Raw genomic sequence first — 25185 nt, 5'->3', positions numbered from 1 at the left:
ACAGGCCCCGACTCCCGCCCAGCCGCAGGCGCCGGCCGCCCCCACTCAGCTCCAGGTCCCGGTTCCGGCCGCCCCCGAACCTGGCCCGGCACAGCCCGAGCCCACCCACGACGTCCGGGCCGTCCTCCTCGACGTGGTGGCGGAGAAGACGGGCTATCCGGTGAGCATGATCGATCCCGCGATGGATCTGGAAGCCGACCTTGGCGTGGATTCGATCAAGCGGGTTCAGGTGCTGGGTGCGGTGCAGGAGAAGATCCCGGGTCTGCCGGAGGTGGGTCCGGAGCAGCTGGGGGAGCTGCGCACACTGGATCAGATCGTGGCCTACCTGGAAGGCGCGGGTGATGCCGCCCCAAAAGCGCGTGAGGCCGGGGCAACGGCGCCCCGGCACCGGGTCGAGCTTGTCGCGCTCCCGGCGATCGACCAGCTCGACAACCCCTACCGCGCCAACCCCGTAGCCGCCGTGTTCGGCGCCCCGGACGACCTCGCCGCCGCGCTCGAAGCCCGCGGCTGGCAGGTCCACCGCGACGAGATCCCCGGCCCGGTCGACCTCTGCCTGGTCGCACTGGACAACACCGGCGACTGGGCTACCAGCACCCAGCGCCTCGCCGCCACGATCCTCGTCGCCAAGCAGGCCCTGCCACACCTCGCCGCCGAAACCCGCACGGCGTTCGTCACCCTCACCCGGCTCGACGGCGAGCTCGGCTGGCAGAGGCGCCGTGAACCGGCCGACGCGCTGCTCGGCGGCGCCGGTGGCGTGGTCAAAACACTGGCGGCCGAGGCGCCGCAACTGTTCTGCCGCGCTATCGACCTCGACCCCGAGGCCCCACCGCGCGCGGTCATCGACGAGCTCTACGACGCCGCCACCGACACCCTCGAAGTCGGCATAGACGCGCAAGGCCGGCGGTGCACGATCGTGCCCAGCAGGCACGCGCCGGCACAGGAAACCTCCACAGTGGACACCAGGACCGACCTGGAGACCCTTCGGCTCGGCCCGGACGAACTGCTCGTGGTCAGCGGGGGAGCCCGCGGTGTCACGGCGCTCTGCGTAAGGGCACTCGCCGGACACAGCTCCGCCGGGTTCCTCCTGCTGGGCCGTACCGAACTGACCGACGAGCCGGCGTGGGCGGCCGGGGTCGCCGACCCCGACCTCAAACCGGCCGTCATCGCCAACCTCGCCGAACCCACGCCACGCGAGGTCGAACGCCGCTACCGCGACCTGCTCGCCCAGCGCGAGATCCGCGCCACGCTCGCGGCACTCGGCACCAGGGCGCGCTACCTCACGGTGGACGTCACCGACGCGGAAGCGGTCAGGAAAGCGCTTTCGGGTGAGCCGATCACCGGGTTCGTCCACGGCGCGGGCGTGCTCGCGGACGCGTTCATCGCGGACAAGACCGAGGAACAGATCAACCGGGTGTTCGACGCGAAACTCGCCGGGGCACACGCGGTGCTGACCGCGCTCGACCCCGGACAGCTGCGGCACCTGCTGTTCTTCACCTCGGTCGCGGGCCTGCTCGGCAACGCCGGCCAGGCCGACTACGCCGCCGCGAACGAGGCCCTGTGCCGCGTCGCGGCGAGCTGGAAGGCCCGCCACCCCCAGGCACACGTCACGGCGGTCGACTGGGGCGCCTGGGACGGCGGCATGGTCACACCCGAACTCCGGGAGCTGTTCGCCGCGCGCGGGGTCCCGCTGCTGAACCCGGAGGCCGGGGCGCGAGCCTTCGCCGAGCAGTTCACCGGGTCCCATGTGGACGAGACGTGTGTGCTCATCGGCGAAGACGTGTCGCTGTCGGACAACGGGCCCGTTGCGGTGCCGGCGTTCACCGCACGTCGCGACCTGGCCGCACTGCCCGAGGACCCGGTCATCCAGGCCCACCGGATCGGCGAGCACGCGGTGCTGCCCGCCACCTTCGGGCTCGGCTGGCTGATCAACGTCCTGGAACGCGCCCATCCCGGACTGCAGGTCATCGAGGTCCGCGACTACCAGGTCCACAAGGGAATCGTCTTCGCGGGCGCGCTACCCGAGGGGCTGCGCGTCGAGGCGGCGGCCGGAGAAGCCGACGGAAGCCGCGTCACAGTCAAGGCCGCGGTGCGATCCGACCCGAACACCTCGCACTACGCCGCGACATTCGTGCTCGCGCCGACCACGTCGCGAGCCCCGATGGTCAAGGCCTACGGGTTCGGCGACGGTGAAGAGGACGCGCTCGCGATCTACCGCGAAGCGACCCAGTTCCACGGTCCGCGCCTGCAGGGCATGCGCCGCATTCTCGACCGTGGTGAAGGGACACTGGTGCTCGAATGCCGCTTGGCCGACGATCCGGTGGCCGACGGCGCCTACAGCGGACGGCTGCACAGTCCGGTGCTGGCGGATCTGCTCCTGCAGGGACCACCGGTGCTGGGCAGGGACATGCTCGGCCAGGCCTGCCTGCCGCTGGGCATCGCCCACGCCGAGTACTTCGCGCAACTGCCCGACGACCAGCCGTTCGTGCTGGTGCTCGACAACGCCCGCACCTCGGCGGGCGGTGCGACCGTGACCGCGACGGCCTGCGACGGGCAGGGCCGTGTCCTGCAGAGATTCCAAGGAGTGACCGTGGTGTCCACACCGGACATGACGGAGAAGTTCCGCGAGTCGGTTCGCGGCTGGCTTTCGGAGGGAACAGCATGACCGGCGTGGTCGAGTTCGTCGGCGAACCGTTCGCCGCACTGGCGTGGATGGCCGGGCCGGAGCCGGATCCCGAGGCGGTCCGAGCGCCGGTCACGACCGACGCAGCCGAGCTGGCGCGTCAACTGCGGATGTCCGTCATGGACGCGCACATCAGCGCGTTGCGGGCGCAGACCGCGATGCAGCGGCTGATGATCCGGCAGCCCGGGGCTGCTCCCGCCGCGGGCCGGCCGCAGGGGCCTGCCGAGGAAGGCTCGTTCAAGCCGCTCGCCAGGACCACTGTCACCCGGCTCGACCGAACCCACCTCGACAGGCTGGCCCAAGGCGATATCGCCGGTGTGTTCGGGCCCGCCTACGAGCAGGACGGCGCGAACCCGGACATCCGGATCGGCGAGCCGGTGCTCGATCACGTCGAGCTGGGCCGCGCAGGTCTCGTCGCCACCAGCACGACCGCCGACCTGGCCGCGGCCGCCGCCCAGGCCCTGCGGGTGTTCGCGATGTACCTCGGCCTGCACCTGTGCCTCGCGGACTCGATGTTCGTCGAGCAGAGTTGCCGGGCCGAGGGCACCGCGAGCGGGCCGCTCCGGCTCACCCTCGGCACGGCGGACCTGGTGCCGCGGCCGTGGCTTCGTGCCGACATCGAATGTCCCACCGGGACGGTGCGTGGCCTGACCCTGGCCGTGCACGAGAAGCCCGGCGTCGCGATCGGACCGTTGCAGGGCGGCGTCGTGCCCGCCTGGCTGGGGCGCAAGGGCGCGCTGCTGAGCGAGTTCCACTTGGCGCACCTGGCGCGCGGCGACCAGGGCATCGCGTTCGGCCCCGAGTTCGCGCACTACACGGGCCGGAAGGCCACGCGCCTGCCGACCGGCGGGCTGCTGCTGGTGGACCGGGTCATCTCGATCGACGGCAAGCGCGGGCAGCTGGACACGGCGACGTACGAGACCGAGTACGACTCGCCCGCCGACTCCTGGTACTACGCCGACACGGCCAACGACTCCATGCCGAACTTCGTCTACATGGAGACCTCGCTGCAGGCGGCGCTGCTCATCGGCTACTACCTCGGTCCGACCCTGTCCGCGCCGGAGGCGACGATGAGCCTGCGCAACCTCGGTGGCACCGCGACGGTGCTGCGCGAGGTGGACCTGCGGGACAAAACGATCCGCCAGAAGTCGAAACTGGTGTCCACGACGATCCTGCCCGGTTCGTCGTTGCAGAACTTCGAGTACACCCTCTACACCGACGGGAAACCGTTCTACCAGGGCGAAACACTGTTCGGCTATTTCAGCGATCAGGCGCTGGCCAACCAGACCGGACTGGACGCGGGCAAGTCCGTGCCCACCTGGCTGGAGGAGAACGACCCGGCCACGCGGCGGCTCGGCATGACCGTCCCACGTGGAAAACTCGATCTGCTGGACTACGTGGACGTGGTCGACGGCGGCGGCGAATACGGCAAGGGCTACCTGCACTCGGTTCGCCGTATCGACCCGCACGACTGGTTCTTCGCCCGGCACTTCCATCTGGACCCGGTGATCCCCGGCTCGCTCGGCGTCGAATCGGTGATCCAGGCGCTGCAGCAGTGGCTGCTCGACACCGAGCCGGGCCTGACCGACGCCGGATTCGTGGTGCCCGTCGGCGACCCGTTCACCTGGAAGTACCGCGGCCAGTTCCTGCCCACCGACGGCACGTCCACAATGGAAGCGCATATCAAGGAGGTCCGGCGCGCGCCGGGCCGGGTGCGTGTCATCGCCGACGCGAGCCTGTGGAAACCGGGCCTGCGGATCTACGAACTGACCGATATCGCGGTGGAACTGCGGGAGCGGGGAGCGCAGCCGTGGTGACCACGACCGCTTCGCCGCCCGCCCGTGACGAAGCCACCATCTACGCCGAACTGTCGCAACTGGACAAGCCGGTGTTCGTGGTGCGGGACGCCCACGGGGTCGCGGTCACGACGAACGAGCAGTCGGCGCGGCGAGCTCAGGTGCTCGCCGCGGTGCCGCCGCTGCCACCGGAATCACTGGGAGACAGCACCTTCCGCGAGATGCACGGGGTGGCTCAGGCCTACCACGCCGGTGCCATGGCCAACGGCATCGCGTCCGCGAAGATGGTCGTGGCGCTCGCCAACGCAGGCTATCTCGCATCTTTCGGCGCCGCGGGCGTGGTTCCGGCGCGGATCGACGAGGCGCTCACGACCATCCGGCGAGGCGCGCCCGGTAAGCCGTTCGCGGTGAATCTGATCCACAGCCCCAGTGAAACCGCGTTCGAAAGGGCCATTGTGGACACCTGCCTCGCGCACGGTGTCCGGTGTGTGGAGGCCTCGGCGTTCCTCGATCTCACCCCGCAGGTCGTGCGGTACCGGCTGACCGGACTGAGCCGCGAGGGGAGCAGGCACCGCATCATCGCCAAGGTGTCACGCGCCGAGGTCGCCGAGCGTTTCCTGCGGCCCGCGCCGGAACGTCTCATCAGGACGCTCCTGGAATCCGGCGAGATCACCGCGGAGCAGGCCGAACTGGGCCGCACCGTACCGATGGCCGACGACATCACGGCGGAAGCGGACTCCGGCGGGCACACCGACGGCCGTCCGCTGGTCGTGCTGCTGCCGGAACTGATCGCCTTGCGCGATCGGGTGGCCCGGGAAACCGGGCACGCGGTGCGGATCGGCGCGGCGGGTGGCATCGGCACGCCGGTGTCGGCGGCCGCGGCGTTCACCCTCGGCGCGTCGTATGTGGTCACCGGATCGGTCAACCAGGCCTCGGTGGAGGCCGACCAGTCCGCGGCCACGAAGCTGCTGCTCGCCGCGGCCGGGGTGACCGACTGCGAGATGGCGCCCTCGGCGGACATGTTCGAGATGGGTGTGGACGTCCAGGTGCTCAAGCGCGGCACGATGTTCGCGGGCCGCGCGAAGCGGCTCTACGACACCTACCGGGCCTACGACGGAATCGAGTCGCTGCCCGCCGCCGAGCGCACGGAACTGGAACAGCGGATCTTCCAGCGCCCGTTGGAGGACGTGTGGACCGATTGCGTGCGGTTCTTCACCGAACGCGACCCGGGGCAGATCGAACGCGCCGAAGGCAACTCCAAGCGGCGGATGGCGCTGATCTTCCGGTGGTATCTCGGCCTGTCCTCGGGCTGGAGCATCGCGGGCACGCCCGAACGTACCGGCGACTACCAGATCTGGTGCGGACCCGCGATGGGCGCGTTCAACACCTGGGTCACCGGGACCTACCTCGCCGCACCGGCGAACCGGCACGTCGCCGAGATCGCGACCCAGATCATGCGCGGCGCCGCGTTCGCCGGCCGGGCCGCTCAGCTGCGGCTCGCCGGTGTCCGGCTCCCCGCCGCGTGCACGACCTACGTGCCGAGCCCACTGCCCGCACGGAGGCGATGACCGGCCGGCTGTCGTGCGACGACAAAGCGCCGCCGTCCCGCGGGACGGCGGCGCTTTGTCGTCGTGTCTACTTGAGACCGGAGCGGACGAACGCGTTGACGATGTGCCGCTGCAGCACCAGGTACAGTGCGAACACCGGCAAGCACGCGAGCCCGGCCACGGCCATCAACGGACCCCAGTCGTTGCCCTCGCTGCCCATGAAGCTGCGCAGGCCGAGCTGAAGCACGGCATTGTTGCGCTGCAGCACCATCGCAGGCCAGAAGTACTCGTTCCACGCGTTGACGAACAACAGGATCGCCAGCGCCGCGAGCGCGGGCCGCAGGTTCGGCACCACCACCGTCCACAACGTCGCCCACGACGAACGGCCGTCCATCTTGGATGCCTCCAGCAACTCCTGAGGGAAGCCGTCCAGGTGCTGGCGCAGCATCAGCACGCCCAGCGCCGAGCACAGGTTCGGGATCACCACGCCGGCGAGGGTGTTGAGCAGTCCCAGCTGGAACAGCAGCACGTAGTTCGGCAGCATCGTGACCTGGAACGGCACCAGCCACGTGCCCACGAACAGCAGGAACAGCAGACGTTGGAGGGGAAAGCGCCACGCGGCGAACGCGTAGGCCGCCAGCAGCCCGGTGAGCAGCTGACCGAACGCGGTGAGCAGCGCGACGAGCATCGTGTTGCCCAGCAGGCCGAGCACGTCGATCTTGGCGGCCGCGTCGGCATAGTTGGCGAACGACAGCGGCCACGGGAACGGTTTCAGCGACAGGATGTCGCCCGGGCGCCGCAAGGAGGTCGCGTAGAGCCAGTAGATCGGGAACACGCACAGCAGCCCGAGCACGGCGAGCACGATGTGCCCGCGGACTGTCCGCCACATCGGGAAACTCCTAGTTGTCGTGGAACGTCAAGCGTTCGGAGAGCCAGACGAGCACCGCCGCGACGAGGCCGAAACCGACGAAGAACAGCATGCCCGCCGCCGCGCCGACACCCGCGTTGTAGTCGTGGAAGCTGTAGTCCCACAGCAGGTAGTAGACGTTGGTCGTGGAGTTGGCCGGGCCGCCCTGGGTGAGCGTGTCGATCAGCGGGAACGTCCACTGGGCGGAGAGCAGCACCGTCATCAGGGTCAGGAACACCAGCGTCGGCGACAGCAGCGGCAGCGTGATCCACCGGGTGATCTGCCACCGGCTCGCGCCGTCCAGCTGCGCCGCCTCGGCGTAGTCGCCGCTGATGTTGGACAGCCCGGCCGAGACCACCAGCACCGCGAATCCGACGAGATGCCAGCCGGTGATCAGCACGATCGCCGGGTTCGCCGTGGCGATCTCGTTGATCCAGTTGTTGTCCGTGCCCAGCACCCGGTTCACCACGCCACCACCGGGATCGAGCAGCCACCGCCACACCGCGGCGCTGGCCACCGGCGCCACCAGCATCGGCGCGAACACCAGCCCCTGGTAGAAGCCGCGGGCGCGGCCGCGGATCCGGCTGGTCAGCAGCCCGGCGAGCACCGGGACGACGATGGTGAACGGCAGCAGGCCGCCGATCACGAAGAACGTGCGGGTCACGGACTGGCCGAGTTCGGGCAGCTCCAGCAGGCGCCGGTAGTTGTCCAGCCCGGCGGGCAGCATCGGCTGGGTCGGCAGCAGATTCCACGAGTAGAACGACAGCTGCGCGGTCTGCACGAGCGGCCGGTAGGTCCAGATCACCAGCAGCGCGAGCGCCGGGGCGAGGTACAGATACGGCGGAAGCGCCCGGAGGAACCGCCGCGGCACAGACGGCTTCGCGACCGTGGGTACGGCGAGCTTCACGGGCGCCGGAACCTCGACGAACATCGGCCGAGCCCCCTTCCGGAAACGGTGGTGTGGCGGGCCGGACGGCCCGCCACACCAAGGGAATCGAATGTCACTTGCCGGCCGGCATCAGCGCGCTCGCCTGCTGCTGCGCGGCGGCCAGCGTCGTCGCCGGGTCCGCGCCCTGGTAGACCGCCTTCTCGACGGCGTCCATCATGCCGTCGCGAATCTGCAGATAGCTGTTGCCGGGGAAGGAGACCCATGGCTCCATGCGGGCGAGCTGGTCCACGTTCGGCTTGAGCAGCGGGTTCTTCGCGGCCCAGTCCTTCAGCCCGGCCGGGTCGTCGAGCAGCCCGGTGCGAAGCGGCAGGTAGCCGATCTTGCTCGCGATCGTGACGTAGGCGTCTTCGCTGGTCAGGAACTTGATCAGCTCCCAGCCGGCACGTTGCTTCGCCGGGTCGTTGGACAGCACGAACAGCGACGCGCCGGAGTTGGTCGGCACTGTCGGCTTGGTGCCGAAGGCGGGCATCTCGGCCGAGCGCAGGTCCCACTTGTCCTTGGCGCCCTTGGTGAACGTCGCCTGGATGGCGCTCGTCTCCAGGATCATGCCGATGTCACCACGGGCGAACGCCTCGTAGCCCTGCTGCTGGGTGAGCTTCGGGCTGCTGCCGGTGTTGACCAGGTTCTGCGCCATCTTCACGACGTCCACATTGGCCTGGTCGGCGAAGGTCAGCGACTTGCGGTCGGCGGAGATCACCGTGCCGCCGTCGGAGCGCACCAGGCTCTGGTAGCACCAGTCCTTCGCGGTCTTGGTGAGACAGTCGATGTAGACGCCGTCCTTGTGCGCGACGTTCTTGATGGCCTGCGCGTCCTGCTGCACCTCGTCCCACGTCTTCGGCGGCTTGTTCGGGTCGAGCCCGGCCTGCTGGAACAGGGTGGCGTTGTAGTACAGCACCGGCGTGGAGAACACGAACGGCACGCCGTAGGTCTTGCCGTCCCAGTTGCCGATCGTGCGGGCGGTCGGCGCGTACGGGTACTTCGCGCCGTCGAAGTTGGCCTGCACCGCGTCCTTGCCGACCAGATCGTCCAGCGGTTTGGCGCCGAGGCCGTGGATCGTGAAGTCCAGATCGGAGAACCCGAGCTGCGCGACGTCCGGCGGGTTGCCTGCCGCCATCTGCGCCTGGATCGAGGAGATGGTGTCGGTGGCCGGGTTCGGGCTGTTGCCCTGCGGCTTCTGCGCCTTGACGTGGATGTTGGGGTGCGTCTGCTCGAACTTGCCGATCAGCTCGTTGAAGGTGTCGGTCCAGGCGCCGGCCTGGCCGAAGTTGTAGCTCTCGAACACGATCGAGACCTGCTGGTCGGGCTTCAGCTCGGGCGCCTGGGCGACCGTCGCCGGTCCCGAGGCCGCGGTGCTGCCGAGCCCGCAGGCCGACGCCGTGAGCGCACCGGCGAGCGCGAGTGCTACCGCCACCCGCGAACGGACCTTCGTCATCAATGACTCTCCTTTGTGGATGCTTACCGGACGGGAAGGCTGATCGATTCAGGGGCGGGTGCCCAGATCAGGCGCCGCCCGGTGGCGTGGTGGAACAGGTGGATCCGTTCGGGCGCCGTGGTCAGGCCGACGACGTCGCCGGCGGACAGGCCGAGTGGCCGCGGTCCGCGCAGGCACACCTTCGCGTCGCCGACAGTGCAGTGCGCGACCTCCTCGCTGCCGAGGTTCTCGATCAGCCGGACCACACCGCGCAGGTCACGGCGTTGCCCGTGTACGCGCAGGTGTTCGGGCCGGATGCCGAGCACGACCTTCGTCTCGCCCACGTCGCCGGTGATGCCCAGCGGCACCTCGACGTCGCGGGCGACGGCGTAGAGCGAGCCGGCACGGCTGACGATCTCGGCCTCGACGAGGTTCATCGCGGGGGAACCGAGGAACCCGGCCACGAAGGCCGACGCGGGCTCGTCGTAGACCTCGGCGGGCGTGCCGACCTGTTCGAGGCTGCCCCGGTTGAGCAGCGCGATCCTGGTTGCCATGGTCATCGCCTCCACCTGGTCGTGGGTGACGTAGACGAACGTGGAGCCGAGCCTGCGGTGCAGCTCGGTCAGTTCCGAACGGGTCGCGGTACGCAGCTTGGCGTCCAGATTGGACAGTGGCTCGTCCATGAGGAACGCACCGGGGTCGCGGACGAGCGCGCGGCCGAGTGCGACGCGCTGGCGCTGCCCGCCGGACAGTTCGCGCGGGCGGCGGTCCAGCAGTTCGGACAGGTCGAGGATCTTCGCGACGTCCTCGACCTTCTGCCGGACCTCGGCACGGGAGCGGCGCCGCGCCCGCAGCGGGAAGCCGATGTTGCGGGCGACCGACAGGTGCGGATAGAGCGCGTAGCTCTGGAAAACCATCGCCAGATCGCGGTCGCGGGGTGCGGTGTGCGTGATGTCCGTGCCGCCAAGCAGTATGCGGCCCTCGGTGAGCGGAGCGAGCCCGGCGATCCCGCGCAGCAGCGTCGATTTGCCGCAGCCGCTGGGGCCCAGCAGCACCAGGAACTCGCCGTCGGCGATGTCCAGTGTCACCTGATCGACCGCGGTGACGCCGCCGTAGCGCTTCGTCGCCCCTTCGAGCTGAATCCGGCTCACCGAATTTCCTCCCGTGCGTTCCACAACTGCTCAGCAGGGCGAATCCCACCATCGCGGGATGTATCGCAGGTGAACGGGTGGACACGATCGAAACCGGTAAAAGCGCTGATCAGCGGCACGATCAGGCACTATCGAAATAGCCTGGGCGGCGATCGGCGCGGTCGATCGAGGCTTGCGATAGAAAGTGCCGATCGGTTGAAAAGCATTGAGCCTGAAGTGGCCGGTCAACGCCTGATCGCCGGTTAACGTGAATCAGTGACTTCGCGTCCCCGGCTCGTGCTTTCGCTCGTCTGCGTCGCCGCTTTCCTCGTCTATCTGGACACCAGCATCACCCCGGTCGCGATCCCGGCGATCAACGCCGATCTCGGTGCGGGGGCGACCGCCGCGCAGTGGCTGCTGGATGCTTACACGCTCGCGTTCGCGTGCCTGCTGCTGACGGCGGGCTCGCTGGGCGACCGCATCGGCCGCAAGACGATGTTGCTGATCGGCACCGCGGGCTTCACGGTCGCGTCGGTCGGCTGTGCCGCCGCGCCCGACATCGGTTTTCTCATCGCCGCGCGGGGTTTGCAGGGGGTGTGCGCCGCGGCGGTCGTACCGTTGTCGCTGGCGGTCACTTCCGGTCTGTTCACCGGTGTGAAGGCCCGCGCCACCGCGATCGGGGTGTGGGGCGGGACCAGCGGGGTCGCGCTCGCGCTCGGGCCGCTGCTCGGTGGTCTGCTGGTGCAGGCGTGGGGCTGGCGCAGCATGTTCTGGATCAACCTGCCGATCGGGCTGATCGCCTTCACCGGTCTGCTGTGGACGATGGCTTTCGCCACGCCCTCGGGCGGGAAGCGGCCCGATCTGCTCGGCCAGACACTGTTCGTCGCGGGTGGCTTCGCCGTGACGTTCGCGCTGATCGAAGGCCACACCTACGGCTGGGGCCCGATGGGCGCGCTCGCGGCGGCCGGTGTTGTCGCGCTCGTGATGTTCGTGTGGTGGGAGCTGCGGGCGCGGGAGCCGATGTTGCCGCCGAGGCTGCTGAGGATCCCCGCGGTGGCGGTGGCGTGCGCGGTGAACTTCCTGGGGTTGTTCGGGCTGTACGCGGTGCTGTACCTGGTGACGGTGTATCTGCAGGACGTGGTGGGCCTGTCGGCGCTGGGCACCGGACTGCGGTTCCTGGCGCTGTTCGGATTCCTCGGCGTGACGGCGATTTGCGCCTCGGCTGTGGTGGCGCGGCTGGGCACCCGGAACACGATGATCGGCGGGCTGGTGTGCATCGCGGTGGGGCTGGTCGGCCTGACGCTGCTGGAGACCGGCGTCGGGTACTTCGGCTATGGCTGGGCTTTCGTCTTGCTCGGCGTGGGAATCCCGCTGTCCGGTGGGGTGGTGGCGATCCAGGCGATGATGGGTGCGGTACCGCCGGAACTGGGTGGCACGGCTTCCGGGACGATGAACACCTTCCGGCAGTTCGGGGCGGTGTTCGGGGTGGCGCTCGCGGGAATCCTGCCGAGCGCGACGGTGACGTTCGTGGTGGCCGCGGCCGGCGCGGTTTTCGCAGTGGTGGCCGTGCTGGCAAGCCGGCGCGAGCGAGCGGCGGAAGCGCCCGTCGTAGCGACGACCCCGACCCGCTGATCGACACCCACAGGAGACCAAGCGTGACGATGGCGAAGCCGAGCAAACGCCAGACCTCCCCCACCCCGATCCCCAGCCGAACAACGCCGCGCTCTGCCGTGTCCAGGCTTGCGTAGCAACCGCGCAGCGGCGCCGAAGGCGGCCTCGACACGGCCCGAGCGCGGCGTACAACGATCAGGAGATCGGGGTGGGGGAGGTTCCCGGCAGCCGACGACGGAACCGGCACCGCGAAAAAGATGCCTCGCCGGCGGGCAGGCGACGGGATGACCACCCCTGGCGGCTTCGTGTGTTTCCGTTGCGCTTGCTCTTTCTATGCCGGCGACTTGCCTTCGGTGAACCAGGCTGCGGTTGCGGGACCTATCACTCCCGAGTCCTTGATCCACGCGAAGTGGTCCCGATGCGCCACGCCCGACGACTCGGTGATGTGCCACGACACGCGCTTGGCGGCGGGGATTCGGGTGGCCAGGAAGTCTACGTTGGACTTCGGACCCAGAGTGTCGGCGTCCAGTGAGATCAGCAGCACGGGCAGGTCCAGCCGGCGCAGCAGCTCATTGTAGTTCCGCGTGCTGCCCTTCGGCCGGTACCAGCTCGTCAGCGAGTGCCGCGACCAGTCTTTCATCACCCCACCGGCCATCGCACCGGGAATCAGCACCCCGCCCGGCCACCAGCCCTTGACCCGCGAGACGATCCCGATCCACTGGATCTTCCACAGTGCCTCGACCCACCGGCGCGGGCCGAACGCGCGCCAGAACACCGTGCCCGTTCCGATCGTCGCCACGCCGGCGACCTGGTCGCGGTGCGCGCCGGCGTACAGCAACGCGATCTGCCCACCCAGGCTGTGCCCGAACACATACAATGGCGCGCCGGGGAAACGGTCCCGCAGCGCCTGCACGATCGCGGGCATGTCGATCTCGATCAGTTCCCGGTAGCCGAAGTCCGGACCCTCACGCAACGCCGGCTTGCTTTCGCCCTGCGCGCGCAGGTCGCACGTCGCCACCGCCATCCCGGCGCCGTGCAGTGCCTTGGCCAGCGGTGCGTAGAACTTCGCCTTCATCGCCATCGCGGGCAGCAGCAACACCAGCGGCGCGTCCGGTTCGGACCGCGGCAGTAACCGGACGACGAACGTGGTGCCGTCCTTCGTGGTCACCATCAGGGATTCGAGCGAGGTGAACTCAGACATCCTGGCTCCCTCAGACCATGGTGCAAACATACTCGAACGTGAACTTCGCGACCATGACGCCGGCGGAGTCGAAGAGCTGTGCCTTGCCGTCGAGGTCGAAGCGCTGCGCGCCGTCGGCGGCCAGGACGCGGCGCATCTCGCGCTCGTCCACGGTCGCGATCGCGCGGATCCGGCCGGTCGCGGGTTTGCGGAACGACGCACCCGCGTTGCGCAGCACCAGGATGTCCACGTTGGACAGTACCGGCGCTGCCGCACCGACGAAAGCGGCGGCGCCGGCGATGTCGGCGGCGAGGAACAACGCACCGGCGTGCACCGTGCCGAGGTGGTTGGCCTGATGCGGCTTGCCGGGGATCTCGGCGACCGCGCGGTCCGGGCCGACCTCGGTGATCTCGATGCCGGCGTGCTTGCCGAAGGGCACCAGATCGTCCGAGATCTCCCTGAGTTTCTCGTAGTCGGCGCCCGCGTCGGCGAAAACACTGGCGAAACTGATCTCACTGCTCACGAAACGGCTCCTCACCGGTAGTTGCGCAGGACGCGGCGGGCGATCGACCACCGCAGCACCTCGGACGGTCCCTCGTAGATGCGGAAGGCCCTGGCCTCGACCAGGAACCGGGCGACCAGGTGGTCCTCGCACACACCCAGCCCGCCGTGCAGCTGCACCGCGCGGTCCAGCACCCGCCACACCGCCTCGGCGACGAACGTCTTGGCGACCGACGCGAGATGCCGGGCGGACGAACTCGCCGCGCCCTCGGTGTCGATCGCGACGGCCGCGCGGTGGATCAGCGCGCGCGAGGCTTCGATGTCGATCTCGTTGTCGGCGAGCTGTCCCTGCGCCATGCCGTGATCGGCGATCCGCGCGCCGAACGACTCCCGCCGCTGGATGTGCCGCGCGGTCAGTTCCTGGGCGCGCGTGGCGAGGCCGAGCCAGTTCATGCAGAACGTCAGCCGCGACGGGGCGAGCCGCACCTGCGCGTACTCCAGGCCCTGGCCGACCGCACCGAGCACGGCCTCGTCCGGCACGACGCAGTTCTCGAACCGCACCTCACAATGCCCGCCGGGCGCGCTGGTGTGGTCCAGCGTCGGCATCCGGCGCCCGACCGTCACGCCCGGATTGTCCTGGTCCACCAGGAACATGGTGGGCCCGTCCTCGGTGCGGGCGATGCAGACGAAGAACGCCGCACCGTCGGCTCCGGTCGTGAAATGCTTGTCCCCGTTGATGATCCAGCCGTCGGTGACCTCCTCGGCCACGGTGCGCAGCATGCTCGGATCGGAACCGGTGCCGGGCGCGGGCTCGGTCATCGCGATCGCGGAGCGCACCTCGCCGGAAGCCAGCGGGCGCAGGTAACGTTCGGCCTGCTCGGGCGTCGCGGCGTGCGCGAGCAGGTGGATGTTGCCGTCGTCGGGAGCCCAGCAGTTCAGCGCGAGCGGTCCGATGAGGCTGGTGCCCGCGGCTTCCAGCACCGGCGCCTGGGCCCGGGTGTCCAGTCCGAGACCGCCGTAGGAGACCGGCGAGAGCGGGCCGAACACACCCGCGTCCTTCGCCATCTTCTGCAGCTCCAGCCGCAGCGCGTCGGTCATCGGCCTGCCGTCGACGACGATCTCACGTTCGATGGGAAATACCTGCTCGGAAACGAAGCGGCGGGTGCGCTCGGCGAGTTCGGCCATGGGTCCGAGTCTGTGCCGCCGGTCTTCGCGCGCGGAAGCTCATTGCGAAATCCAATCGCGCAAATCGAATGTGGTCCCGTTCCCGTTCGTTCCCGGCCCCGCCCACGACCCTGGGGGCATGCGCACAGTGCGGGTGACGTCGAGGACCAGGGAAGCCGAGGATGTGGTGTCTTTCGTGCTCAGCGGCGAGGATTTGCCGTCATGGGAGCCGGGTGCGCACATCGACGTGGAGATCCGTTCCGGGCTGATCCGCCAGTACTCGCTGTGCGGCGACGACGCCGGCTGGCGGATCGCCGTGCTGCGCGAGGAAAACGGGCGCGGCGGGTCGAGGTACCTGCACGACCACATTTCCGTCGGCGATACGTTGCGGGTGAGTGAACCGCGGAACAATTTCCCCTTGATCGCAGCGGAAAAGCATATCTTCGTCGCGGGCGGAATCGGGATCACCCCGCTGTTGCCGATGCTGGCACGAGCGAGGGACTGGACACTGTTCTACGGCGGGCGGCACCGGTCGCGGATGGCGTTCCTCGCTGAACTGGCCCGCTACGGCGACCGGGTGCGCGTGCTGCCCGAGGACGAGCACGGCCTGCTGCCGCTGGCCGACATCTTCGCCGACGGCGACGCGCCGGTGTACTGCTGCGGCCCCGAACCGTTGCTGGCCGCCGCCGAACGGCTCTGCCCGCCGTACCGGCTGCGCGTGGAACGCTTCCATGCCCGCGAGCTGGACGCCGAACCGGCGCGGGGCTTCGAGGTGCTCGCCTCGGCGTCGGGCAAGACCGTCCAGGTCGGCGCGGAACAGTCCATTCTGGACGCGCTCGACCTCGCCGGGATCCCGATGCCCTCGTCGTGCCGGGAAGGCACCTGTGGCACCTGCGAGACCCCCGTGCTGGACGGCGAGGTCGAGCACCTGGACTCGGTGCTTTCGGCGCAGGAACGGGAAGCGGGCAAGACGATGATGGTCTGCGTTTCACGAGCCCGTTCCAACCGGCTGGTGCTGGACATCTGAGGCGGCGGGCGCGATAGGCGCGGCCAATGGATCATTCGATCTTCACCGGGATCGAGTGCGTCGCGCGAATCCAGCGGTCATGCTGCCAGGAAGCCAGCGCGGGCACCGGTCGCCGGGGCGCGCGCGAAGAAACAACGGCAGATCGGAAGGCACGTATGCAGCTCACCGTACTCGGCTGTCGGTCCGGGATGCCGGCCGACGGCCAAGCGAGCTCCGGATATCTCGTGGAAACCGCGTCGACGCGGCTGCTCCTGGACTGCGGTCCGGGAATCGCGACCGCGCTGACCGCCGTCGCGGACCCGGCCGGACTGGACGCCGTCGTCATCAGCCACCTGCATGCCGACCACTGCTACGACCTCCTCCCGATCGGCAAGTCCCTGCTGTCGGCCACGATGCACTTTCCGGGCGGGCCGCAGGCCCGCCGCGGCGAGGTCCGGCCGGTGACGTTGTTCGTGCCCACGGGTGCGCGCGAGCTGTTCGACCGGTGGGCCGGGCTGTTCCCGGTAACCACGATGCCCTTGCTGGACAAGGCTTTCGAGCGCGCCTTCGACGTGCGCGAATACGAGCCGGGGGACCGGTTCGAGGTCGGTGACACCACGATCGGCCTGCACGAGCTTGTCCACGTGCTGCCCAACTGCGGGATCCGCGTCGAGGCGGGCGGAGCCACGCTCGCCTACACCGGTGACACCGGGGTGACCGACGAGGCCGTCAAACTCGCCGCGAACGCCGATCTGTTGCTGGCGGAGGCGACGCTGAGCCAGCCCGACCGCACCGAGCACGGTCACCTCAGCGGTGGGGACGCGGGCCGGATCGCGGCCCAGGCCGGTGCCCGCGAGCTCGCGCTCACACATTTCTCCTGCACCGAACGGCATTGGCTGCGGCATCTGCACGACGACGCCGCCTCCGTTTTTTCCGGTCCGATCCGGCTTGTCCGGTCCGGGGAGCGGATCCGCGTCGGCGGCTGAAGTTCGTTCAGGTCCCACGATTACGCCAAACGCGATTCGTCTTCAGGTTCGGGCTCGCTATCATGACGGCCGACACGACAGGGGAGGATCGGTTTGAGCCAGCAGGGACCGGATCCCTTTCCGCTCGAGGGAGTCGACCTCGATCACCCGAGCGTGGCGCGGGTGTACGACTGGCTTCTCGGCGGAACGGCGAACTGGGCGATCGACCGGGAGTTCGGCAGCAAGGTCGTCACGGCCTTTCCGCTGCTGAAGTCCGTGGCCCTGAGCAACCGGCTGTTCCTGCACAGAGCCGTGCGGCATCTGGTGCGCCGCGGCGTGCGCCAGTTCATCGACATCGGCTCGGGGATCCCGACCGTCGGCAACACGCACCAGATCGCCGACGAGGTCGCCCCGGATTCGCGCGTGGTCTACGCCGACTACGAGCCGGTGGCCGTCGCGCATTCGCGGCTGCTGCTGGAACAACACGGGGACCGGCGGCGGCACGCGATCATCCAGGCCGACATGCGCGACCCCGGCCGGCTGTGGGACGGCGTTCGCGAGACCGACGTGATCGACTTCTCGCAGCCGGTCGCGGTGCTGCTCGTCGCGGTGCTGCACATCCAGCAGCTCGACGGGGACGGGATCGAGGTCGGGCCGGAGAGTGTGGCCCGGTACCGGGAGCTGCTGCCCTCGGGGTCCTACCTCGCCGTGTCGCAGGTGACCGACGAGGGTGTGCCCGCGGGGGTGGACCAGCAGCTGGCCGACCTCAAGCAGATGTACGACGCGTCGACCAGCCCGGTGATCTGGCGGCGGCAGGGCGAGATCCGGGCCCTGATGGGCGATTTCGAGCTGCTGGAGCCTGGCATGACGTGGACGCCGTTGTGGCATCCGGAGGACAGCGGCGCGAACGCTCCGGTGATCACGTTCGAGACTCCGGAGGAGTCGGTCATCTGGTGCGGGGTGGGCCGCAAACCCTAGGGACCAAGGACCCTGTCGGCCGTACGGCCGGGTGCCTACCGTCGAGTGCCCGCACGGTGACCGAAGGCAGGAGACGGCGATGAGCGGCAAGATCGTGCATTTCGAGATCCCGTTCGACGACGGCGAGCGGGCCCGCGGCTTCTACCGCGAGGTGTTCGGCTGGAACGTCGTGGAGCTGCCCGAGATGAACTACACCACGGTCGCGACCGGCCCGACCACGGAGCAGGGCATGCCGGCCGAGCCCGGGTTCATCAACGGCGGCATGTTCGACCGGGCCGGCGCGGCGCCGAAGAGCCCGGTGATCACGATCGACGTGCCCGGCATCGACGCGACGCTGGCGAAGATCGAGCAGCTGGGCGGTGCGAAGCTGGTCGGCCGCACGGAGATCCCGAACATGGGCTACTACGCCTACTTCACCGACACCGAGGGCAACGTCGTCGGCCTGTGGGAGACACTCCCACGCGGTTAGGCGAGCACCATCGCCGCGAACATCGCGCCCATGCCGAGCCCCATCACCAGGTGCGACGCGCCGGTGAGACGGTTGCCCGCGCCCGCGATGGACACTCCCGACGTGGTGGCGTGCCCGACGAAGTAGATCGCGAACAACACGAGCAACGGGGTCAGGTTCACGCTTCCGGCGCCGTGCACGTGCTCGCCCGACGCCGCGCCCGCGGGGGTCTCCATCGACGCGAACATCACGGCCATCGCGCCGCACGAGACCACCGCGTGCAGGTGGTGGCGCTGCCCGCGGCCCCACAGCCCGCCCGGTGCCGCCGCGATGTGCGGCAGCGCCGCCAGCGACCACGCGCCCGTCAGGCCGAACAACACCAGCCACGCCGTGCGCGGGAACGGATCGAGCGCGGGCGCGAACATCGCGGCCATCCCGAGCGCCATCACCAGATGCGTGAGGTGCCCGGACAGCGCGACGCCGTCGCGGCTGGGCACCGCGCGCGCGAACCGCACCGCGAAGTAGACGGCCACGAGCACCGACAACGCCGCGAACACCTGGTCGGGCCAACCCGAGAACACAGTCATGCCTGACCAGTCGCCGCCGGGGCGGCCGAAGTTCCCGGCGTCAGCCGCAGAGCGCGTTCACCACGCGCGACGCGCTCGGCTTGCCCAGCTTCCCGGCCATCCACACGCTCGTCTTCGCCAGCGCGGTCAGGTCGACGCCGTGCTCGATGCCGAGACCGTCGAGCATCCACACCAGATCCTCGGTCGCGAGGTTCCCGGTCGCGGATTCGGCGTACGGGCAGCCGCCGAGCCCGCCGGCCGAAGCGTCCACAGTGGACACGCCGGCGCGCAGTGCCGCGTAGGTGTTGGCCAGCGCCTGGCCGTAGGTGTCGTGGAAGTGCACGGCCAGCAGTTCCCCGTCGACATCGAACGCGCCGAGCAGCCGGTTCACGTGACCGGGCGTGGCGACGCCGATCGTGTCCCCGAGCGAGAGCTGGAAACACCCCATGTCGAGCAGCCGCTTCCCGGCGCCGACCACCCGCTCGGGCCGTACCGCGCCCTCCCAGGGATCGCCGAAGCACATCGACAGGTACGCCCGCACCTCCAGGCCCTCGTCGCGGGCGCGCCGCACGACCGGTTCGAACATCGCGAACTGCTCGTCGAAGGAGCGGTTGAGGTTGCGCCGCGCGAAGCTCTCGGTGGCGCTGGCGAAGATCGCGATCGAGGAGACGCCCGCCGCGAGCGCGCGGTCGAGCCCGCGGTCGTTGGGCACCAGCACCGGGTAGCGCACCCCGGGATGGGGCACCAGTTTCTTCAGCAGGTCGTCGGCGTCGGCCAGTTGCGGGACCCATCGGGGATGCACGAAGCTCGTCGCCTCCAGCACCGGCAGCCCGTTGGAGGCGAGCCGGTCGAGGAACTCCAGCTTGGTGTCCAGGTCGAGGACGGCGGACTCGTTCTGCAGCCCGTCGCGCGCCCCGACTTCCCAGATGGTGACTTTGGACGGCAGCCCTGCCTCGCGCATACCCCCACACTCCTGGGTTAGCCAGCGTTAACTTCCGATGTGACGTTAACGCTGCCTAACGATCGTGGGGAGGTACTGTGAGCGGGAACACGCACGCACAAGGAGGTGCCTGGCGATGGGAGCAACGCCGGTGCTGCCGGTCGAGCGGCTGGTGTCGCGGCTGCACGACGCGACGGGGGTCGATCTCGCGTTCGGTGGCGCGGTCGGGAGCGGGGCGCACGCGTTCGCGATCAACCAGACCAGTGGGACGGCGACGGGCGCGCTGAACAACCTGCTCATCCGCGAGGGGCTCGGCCTCGGCGGTAAGGCGATGAGCCTGCGCAGGCCCGTCGCGGTGCGTGACTACCACCGGGCGGGTGGCATCACCCACCAGTACGACCGCGCCGTGGAGGCCGAGCGGCTGTGCGCGGTGTTCGCGATTCCGGTGGTCGTCGGGCGCGCCACCCGCGCCGTGGTCTACGGCGCGCTGCGGCGGCCGGGGGAGGTGGGCGAGCGTGTGCTCGACACGGCCATGCAGGCCGTCGCCTCGCTCGCGCGCGACGCCGAGATCGCCGAGGAGGTCCAGCGCAGGCTCGCCGAGCGAGACCACGAGCACGAGCAGTCCTCGATCGACGAGGCCTCCGCGCGCACACTCGCGCAACGCCTGCGGGAGGCCCAGGCCGAGATCGCGGCGATCGCCCAGCAGGTCGCCGACCCCGCGCTGCGGGCCCGGCTCGACACGCTCAGCCGCGACCTGCGCGAGCCGTTGGCCGGGCAGCCGAAGTGCCCGCTGTCGCCGCGTGAGATCGACGTGCTCGTGCAGGTCGCCGCGGGTTACACCAATCGCGAGGTCGCGCAGCGCCTGCACCTGCTGCCCACCACCGTCAAGGCGTACCTGCAGTCGGCGATGCGCAAGCTCGGCACGGCCAACCGGGTCGCCACGGTCGGGGCGGCCCGCAAGCTGGGCATTCTGCCGTAGGGCTACCTACTTATGGAGGTATTGGCTCGTCGCGGGCGGTCCGACGATGAGCGTATGACCGCTGCAGTACCGAGTTACGCCTCCGGGATCTCCGACGTCCCGCTGCTGGGCGACACGATCGGGGACAACTTCGACCGCACCGTGCAGGCCTTCGGGGACCGCGACGCGCTTGTGGACCGTGCCGCCGGCAGGCGCTGGACCTACGCCGAACTGGCGGCGGAGGTCGACGCGCTCGCGCTCGGGCTGCACGAGATGGGTGTGCGCAAGGGCGACCGGGTGGGCATCTGGGCGCCGAACTGTGCCGAATGGACGTTCACCCAGTACGCGACGGCCAAGCTGGGCGCGATCCTGGTCAACATCAACCCGGCCTACCGGTCCCACGAGCTGGAGTTCGTCCTCGGCCAGGCCGGGATCAGCGTGCTGATCGCCGCCGAGCGGTTCAAGACCTCCGACTACGCGGCGATGATCGACGAGGTCCGCCCGCGCTGCCAGGCGCTGCGTGAGGTCGTGCTGCTGGGCGGCGACGCGTGGAACTCGCTGCTGGAGCGTGGCCGCGCCGCCGACCCGGCGCCGCTGTCGGCCATCCAGCTCGCCGCCGACGACCCGATCAACATCCAGTACACGTCGGGCACCACCGGGTTCCCGAAGGGCGCGACGCTGTCGCACCACAACATCCTCAACAACGGCTTCTTCGTCGGCGAACTGTGCCACTACACCGAACAGGACAAGATCTGCATCCCGGTGCCCTTCTACCACTGCTTCGGCATGGTGATGGGCAACCTCGCCGCGACCAGCCACGGTGCGTGCATGGTGATCCCGGCCCCGTCGTTCGAGCCGAAGGCGACGCTGGAGGCCGTGGCGGAGGAGCGCTGCACCTCGCTCTACGGCGTGCCGACGATGTTCATCGCCGAACTCGCCGAACACGATTTCGACAGCTACGACCTGTCCTCGCTGCGCACCGGGATCATGGCGGGCTCGCCGTGCCCGGTGGAGGTGATGAAGCAGGTCATCGAGCGGATGGGCATGAGCGAGGTGTCGATCTGCTACGGCATGACCGAGACCTCCCCGGTGTCCACCCAGACGCGCTCGGACGACTCCATCGAGCGCCGCGTGTCGACGGTCGGCCGGGTCGGGCCGCACCTGGAGGTCAAGATCGTCGACCCGGAGACCGGGCTGACCGCGCCCCGCGGTGAGCCGGGGGAGCTGTGCACCCGCGGGTATTCGGTGATGCTCGGGTACTGGGAGCAGCCGGACAAGACCGCGGAGGCGATCGACAAGGCGCGCTGGATGCACACCGGCGACCTGGCCGTGATGGACGACGAGGGTTACGTCAACATCACCGGCCGCATCAAGGACATGGTGATTCGCGGCGGTGAGAACATCTACCCGCGCGAGATCGAGGAGTTCCTCTACACGCACCCGGACATCCTTGACGCCCAGGTGATCGGCGTGCCGGACGACCGCTACGGCGAGGAGCTCATGGCCTGGGTCCGGATGCGCGAGGGCAAACCGCCGCTGACCGCGGAATCGGTGCGGGAGTTCTGCACCGGCAAGCTCGCGCACTACAAGATCCCGCGGTATGTGCACATCGTCGAAGAATTCCCGATGACGGTGACCGGAAAGATCCGGAAGGTGGAGATGCGCCAGCAGTCGATCAGCCTGCTGGGACTGGAAAGCGCCGCGTCGGCCAAACACGCCTAGAAACCGCGGTAGACCGGCCGTCGTCGCCGTTTCCCGCGCCGCAGCGCGCTGCCGCCCTGCGGCGCGGGAAATCGCCCCACTACCACCGATACCTCGCCTACCCGGCATCGCCCGGTCACGGGTTGACGCCGTTTTCCCGCTGTGCCGCTGAGTCCGGTTGCTTCCACGACCAGAAATAGTTAGTTTAGGAATGCAAGTATTCGGTCGATGAAAGCGGTCATCGTGAACCGGACGGATCGGGCTGGGGCGGCCACCGCGAGCCCCCGTTACAAGTGGATCGTGCTGTCCAACACCACGCTGGGCGTGCTGATCGCCACGATCAACTCGTCGATCCTGCTCATCGCACTGCCGGACATCTTCCGCGGCGTCGGGATCGACCCGCTGCGGCCGGGAAACACCAGCCTGCTGCTGTGGCTGATCATGGGCTATCTCGTCGTCACCGCGGTGCTCGTGGTGAGCTTCGGCAGGCTCGGCGACATGTACGGCCGCGTGAAGATGTACAACGCCGGATTCGCCGTGTTCACGGTGTTTTCGATCCTGCTGTCGGTGACGTGGATGCACGGGACCGCGGGCGCGATGTGGCTCATCGTCATGCGGGTGCTGCAGGGCGTCGGCGGCGCGCTGCTGATGGCGAACTCGGCCGCGATCATCACCGACGCGTTCCCGGTCGAGCAGCGGGGACTCGCGCTCGGGCTGAACCAGGTCGCGGGCATCGCGGGCTCGTTCGTCGGGCTGGTGCTCGGCGGGCTGCTGGGGCCGCTGGAATGGCGCGCGGTGTTCCTGGTGTCGGTGCCGATCGGGTTGTTCGGCACGGTGTGGGCGTACTGGATGCTGCACGACACCGGGATCCGCCGCCCCGCCAAACTGGACTGGTGGGGCAATCTGACCTTCGCGGCCGGCCTCATCGCCGTGCTCGTCGGCATCACCTACGGCATCCAGCCCTACGCCGGGCACACCATGGGGTGGACCGATCCGATGGTGCTGGCCTGCCTGATCGGCGGCGTCGCGGTGCTCGCCGTGTTCTGCTGGATCGAGACGCGGGTGGCCGAGCCGATGTTCCGGCTCGGGCTGTTCCGGATCCGCGCGTTCACGGCGGGCAACCTCGCGAGCCTGCTCTCCTCGCTGGGGCGTGGCGGCCTGCAGTTCATCCTGATCATCTGGCTGCAGGGCATCTGGCTGCCGCGCCACGGCTACAGCTTCGAGGAAACTCCGCTGTGGGCCGGGATCTACATGGTGCCGGTGACGGTCGGCTTCCTCGTCGCGGGCCCGGTGTCGGGGTATCTGTCCGACCGGTTCGGCGCGCGGCCGTTCGCCACCGGCGGCATGGTGATCGCGGCCCTGAGCTTCGGGTGGCTGCTGGTACTGCCGGTGAACTTCGCGTACTGGCAGTTCGCGCTGGCGCTGCTGCTCAACGGGCTCGGCATGGGCTTGTTCGCGTCGCCGAACCGGGCCGGGATCATGAACAGCCTGCCCCCGCACCAGCGCGGGGTCGGCGGCGGGATCAGCAGCACGTTCCAGAACTCCGCGATGGTGCTCTCCATCGGCATCTTCTTCAGCCTCATGATCACCGGCCTGGCGAACTCGCTGCCCTCGACGCTGTCCACCGGCCTGGTCGCGCAGGGCGTGCCCGCTTCGAGCGCGAACGCGCTGGCCGGCCTGCCGCCGGTCGCGGTGCTGTTCGCCTCGCTGCTGGGCTACAACCCGCTCGGCACGCTGCTCGATCCGTCCGTGCTGGCGCAGCTTCCGCCCGACCGCGCGAACTTCCTCACCGGACGCTCGTTCTTCCCCGACCTCATCTCGGCACCCTTCGCGACGGGCCTGACGGTGGCGTTCGGCTTCGCGATCGTCGCCTGCCTCGTCGCGGCGGTCGCCTCCTGGCTGCGCGGCGGCCGCTACGTCGCCGGTGTCCAGGAGGAACCGGTGCCGGTGCCCGCCCGTCGTTAGGTGGCGGTGCGCTGGTGGAAGCTCAACGTCCCGTCGGTGGCGCCCGTCTGTGACCACGAGCCCGAGCCCGCGGTCCAGGTCTGGCCGTCGAAGGTCACCTGGTCCACCGCGAACCGGGTCGCGTTGGCGACGAGCCAGCTCGCGATCGCCCAGCCGCGTGCCGGATCGTGCCGCCCGCTCAGCTCCACCGTCCCCAGTTCGGACCGCGCGAGGGTGCGCAGGTCGGCCGTCGGCGCGCCGAGCACGAGGTTCGCACACGCCGAGGCCGCGGGCAGCTGGCCGGTCAGCGCCGCCGCGAAGGCGCGTGCCTCCGGCTCCCACTGCGCGTAGGCGTCCGGCGCGGCGGAATGCTGCACGAGCTGCGCCGCCTCGGTCACGCTCAGCTGCGTCCAGTCCTTTTGCTGCCGCAGGCGGTCGAAGAACGCCGTCGCGGCGTACACCGGGTCGGTGACCTGCTCATAGCTGCCCCAGCCCTGGCTCGGCCGTTGCTGGAACAACCCGGCCGAATCGCGGTCGCCACCGGTGACGTTGATCAGTTTCGATTCCTGCAACGCGGTCGCCAGCGCCACCGTGACCGCGTGGTCGGGCATGCCGAGCCGTGCGCCCACGGCCGCGATCGTGGCGGCGTTCTGCGCCTGCTGCGGGGTCAACCGGAAGGTGCCCGCGGTGCAGGTGGGCGGCGGTGGCCTGCGGTTGCTCAGCACCAGCCACGTCACACCCGCGGCCAGCGCGAGCACGACCACCAGCACAGTCCATCGGATCGCGCGCACGTACCCCTCCTT

The 25185-nt window shown here is 69.5% G+C and carries 21 protein-coding genes; 11 read left to right on the top strand and 10 right to left on the bottom strand.

What is annotated here, in order from left to right:
• The 3 genes from HFP15_RS36295 to HFP15_RS36285 all read left to right on the top strand — a co-directional run.
• Positions 1–2662 (top strand): SDR family NAD(P)-dependent oxidoreductase (locus tag HFP15_RS36295; RefSeq protein ID WP_168522044.1); only part of this gene is annotated, 2662 nt, incomplete at its 5' end.
• Entirely contained in the window at positions 2659–4497 is a 1839-nt protein-coding gene (locus HFP15_RS36290) for a hotdog family protein (protein WP_168522042.1), read from the top strand. The genes HFP15_RS36295 and HFP15_RS36290, both read left to right, overlap by 4 nt.
• On the top strand, positions 4494–6044 hold the full coding sequence (locus tag HFP15_RS36285) for a PfaD family polyunsaturated fatty acid/polyketide biosynthesis protein (RefSeq protein ID WP_168522040.1): 1551 nt from the start codon (positions 4494–4496) through the stop codon (positions 6042–6044). The genes HFP15_RS36290 and HFP15_RS36285 overlap by 4 nt, the downstream gene beginning before the upstream one ends.
• Positions 6045–6111: 67 nt before the next feature.
• Here the strand turns inward: HFP15_RS36285 and HFP15_RS36280 are convergent, their stop codons facing one another.
• The 4 genes from HFP15_RS36280 to HFP15_RS36265 all read right to left on the bottom strand — a co-directional run bounded on the left by HFP15_RS36280 (position 6112) and on the right by HFP15_RS36265 (position 10441).
• Positions 6112–6912 (bottom strand): carbohydrate ABC transporter permease, encoded by an 801-nt coding sequence (locus tag HFP15_RS36280; protein WP_168522038.1) that lies wholly within the window; start codon positions 6910–6912, stop codon positions 6112–6114.
• A 10-nt stretch (positions 6913–6922) separates the two neighbouring features.
• Positions 6923–7861, bottom strand: a complete 939-nt coding sequence (locus HFP15_RS36275) for a carbohydrate ABC transporter permease (protein ID WP_168522036.1) — start codon at positions 7859–7861, stop codon at positions 6923–6925.
• A gap of 70 nt (positions 7862–7931) precedes the next feature.
• Positions 7932–9311 carry an ABC transporter substrate-binding protein gene (locus HFP15_RS36270; protein ID WP_168522034.1) on the bottom strand — a complete coding sequence of 460 codons (1380 nt, stop codon included), beginning with the start codon at positions 9309–9311 and terminating at the stop codon, positions 7932–7934.
• A gap of 23 nt (positions 9312–9334) precedes the next feature.
• Entirely contained in the window at positions 9335–10441 is a 1107-nt protein-coding gene (locus HFP15_RS36265; RefSeq protein ID WP_168522032.1) for an ABC transporter ATP-binding protein, read from the bottom strand.
• A 255-nt stretch (positions 10442–10696) separates the two neighbouring features.
• Here HFP15_RS36265 and HFP15_RS36260 point away from each other — a divergent pair, with 255 nt between their 5' ends.
• Positions 10697–12052, top strand: a complete 1356-nt coding sequence (locus HFP15_RS36260; protein WP_168522030.1) for an MFS transporter — start codon at positions 10697–10699, stop codon at positions 12050–12052.
• Positions 12053–12362: 310 nt separating this feature from the next.
• Here HFP15_RS36260 and HFP15_RS36255 read toward each other — a convergent pair whose 3' ends face one another.
• From HFP15_RS36255 to HFP15_RS36245, 3 genes are read right to left on the bottom strand one after another with little or no spacing between them, the layout of a single operon-like run.
• Entirely contained in the window at positions 12363–13232 is an 870-nt protein-coding gene (locus HFP15_RS36255; protein WP_246272360.1) for an alpha/beta hydrolase family protein, read from the bottom strand.
• Positions 13233–13242: 10 nt separating this feature from the next.
• On the bottom strand, positions 13243–13734 hold the full coding sequence (locus tag HFP15_RS36250) for a PaaI family thioesterase (protein WP_210718322.1): 492 nt from the start codon (positions 13732–13734) through the stop codon (positions 13243–13245).
• An 11-nt stretch (positions 13735–13745) separates the two neighbouring features.
• On the bottom strand, positions 13746–14897 hold the full coding sequence (locus HFP15_RS36245; RefSeq protein WP_168522024.1) for an acyl-CoA dehydrogenase family protein: 1152 nt from the start codon (positions 14895–14897) through the stop codon (positions 13746–13748).
• A gap of 118 nt (positions 14898–15015) precedes the next feature.
• Here HFP15_RS36245 and HFP15_RS36240 point away from each other — a divergent pair, with 118 nt between their 5' ends.
• From HFP15_RS36240 to HFP15_RS36225, 4 genes are all read left to right on the top strand, one after another.
• Positions 15016–15903: a PDR/VanB family oxidoreductase gene (locus tag HFP15_RS36240; protein WP_168522022.1), complete on the top strand. Its 888-nt coding sequence runs from the start codon at positions 15016–15018 to the stop codon at positions 15901–15903.
• A 155-nt stretch (positions 15904–16058) separates the two neighbouring features.
• Complete coding sequence (locus tag HFP15_RS36235) at positions 16059–16868, top strand: MBL fold metallo-hydrolase (RefSeq protein ID WP_168522020.1); 810 nt, start codon at positions 16059–16061, stop codon at positions 16866–16868.
• 93 nt (positions 16869–16961) lie between these two features.
• The gene (locus HFP15_RS36230) at positions 16962–17825 is read left to right on the top strand and encodes an SAM-dependent methyltransferase (protein ID WP_168522018.1); all 864 of its coding nucleotides are present in this window, start codon (positions 16962–16964) and stop codon (positions 17823–17825) included.
• A gap of 79 nt (positions 17826–17904) precedes the next feature.
• Positions 17905–18294, top strand: coding sequence for a VOC family protein (locus HFP15_RS36225; protein WP_168522016.1), 390 nt, complete (start codon positions 17905–17907; stop codon positions 18292–18294).
• Here the strand turns inward: HFP15_RS36225 and HFP15_RS36220 are convergent.
• Together HFP15_RS36220 and HFP15_RS36215 are read right to left on the bottom strand one after the other, a co-directional pair.
• Positions 18291–18860 (bottom strand): DUF5134 domain-containing protein, encoded by a 570-nt coding sequence (locus HFP15_RS36220; RefSeq protein WP_168522014.1) that lies wholly within the window; start codon positions 18858–18860, stop codon positions 18291–18293. The genes HFP15_RS36225 and HFP15_RS36220 overlap by 4 nt on opposite strands.
• A gap of 40 nt (positions 18861–18900) precedes the next feature.
• A complete protein-coding gene (locus HFP15_RS36215; RefSeq protein ID WP_168522012.1) occupies positions 18901–19800 on the bottom strand; it encodes a hydroxymethylglutaryl-CoA lyase in 900 nt (299 codons plus the stop codon).
• A 115-nt stretch (positions 19801–19915) separates the two neighbouring features.
• Between HFP15_RS36215 and HFP15_RS36210 the strand changes: the two genes are divergently transcribed.
• The 3 genes from HFP15_RS36210 (at position 19916) to HFP15_RS36200 (ending at position 24403) form a co-directional block, all read left to right on the top strand.
• Complete coding sequence (locus HFP15_RS36210; RefSeq protein ID WP_168522010.1) at positions 19916–20758, top strand: helix-turn-helix transcriptional regulator; 843 nt, start codon at positions 19916–19918, stop codon at positions 20756–20758.
• 54 nt (positions 20759–20812) lie between these two features.
• Positions 20813–22459, top strand: coding sequence for an AMP-binding protein (locus HFP15_RS36205; RefSeq protein ID WP_168522008.1), 1647 nt, complete (start codon positions 20813–20815; stop codon positions 22457–22459).
• 207 nt (positions 22460–22666) lie between these two features.
• On the top strand, positions 22667–24403 hold the full coding sequence (locus tag HFP15_RS36200; RefSeq protein WP_168522006.1) for an MFS transporter: 1737 nt from the start codon (positions 22667–22669) through the stop codon (positions 24401–24403).
• Here the strand turns inward: HFP15_RS36200 and HFP15_RS36195 are convergent.
• On the bottom strand, positions 24400–25173 hold the full coding sequence (locus HFP15_RS36195) for a VldE C-terminal domain-containing protein (RefSeq protein ID WP_168522004.1): 774 nt from the start codon (positions 25171–25173) through the stop codon (positions 24400–24402). The two genes, HFP15_RS36200 and HFP15_RS36195, sit on opposite strands and share 4 nt — an antisense overlap.
• Between the last annotated feature and the right edge of the window lie 12 nt (positions 25174–25185).

The organism is Amycolatopsis acididurans, assembly GCF_012328925.1.
In the GTDB taxonomy this organism is placed as follows: domain Bacteria; phylum Actinomycetota; class Actinomycetes; order Mycobacteriales; family Pseudonocardiaceae; genus Amycolatopsis_E; species Amycolatopsis_E acididurans.
Note: the sequence above shows the minus strand (reverse complement) of the source record. Positions and strands in the feature narration are given on the sequence as shown.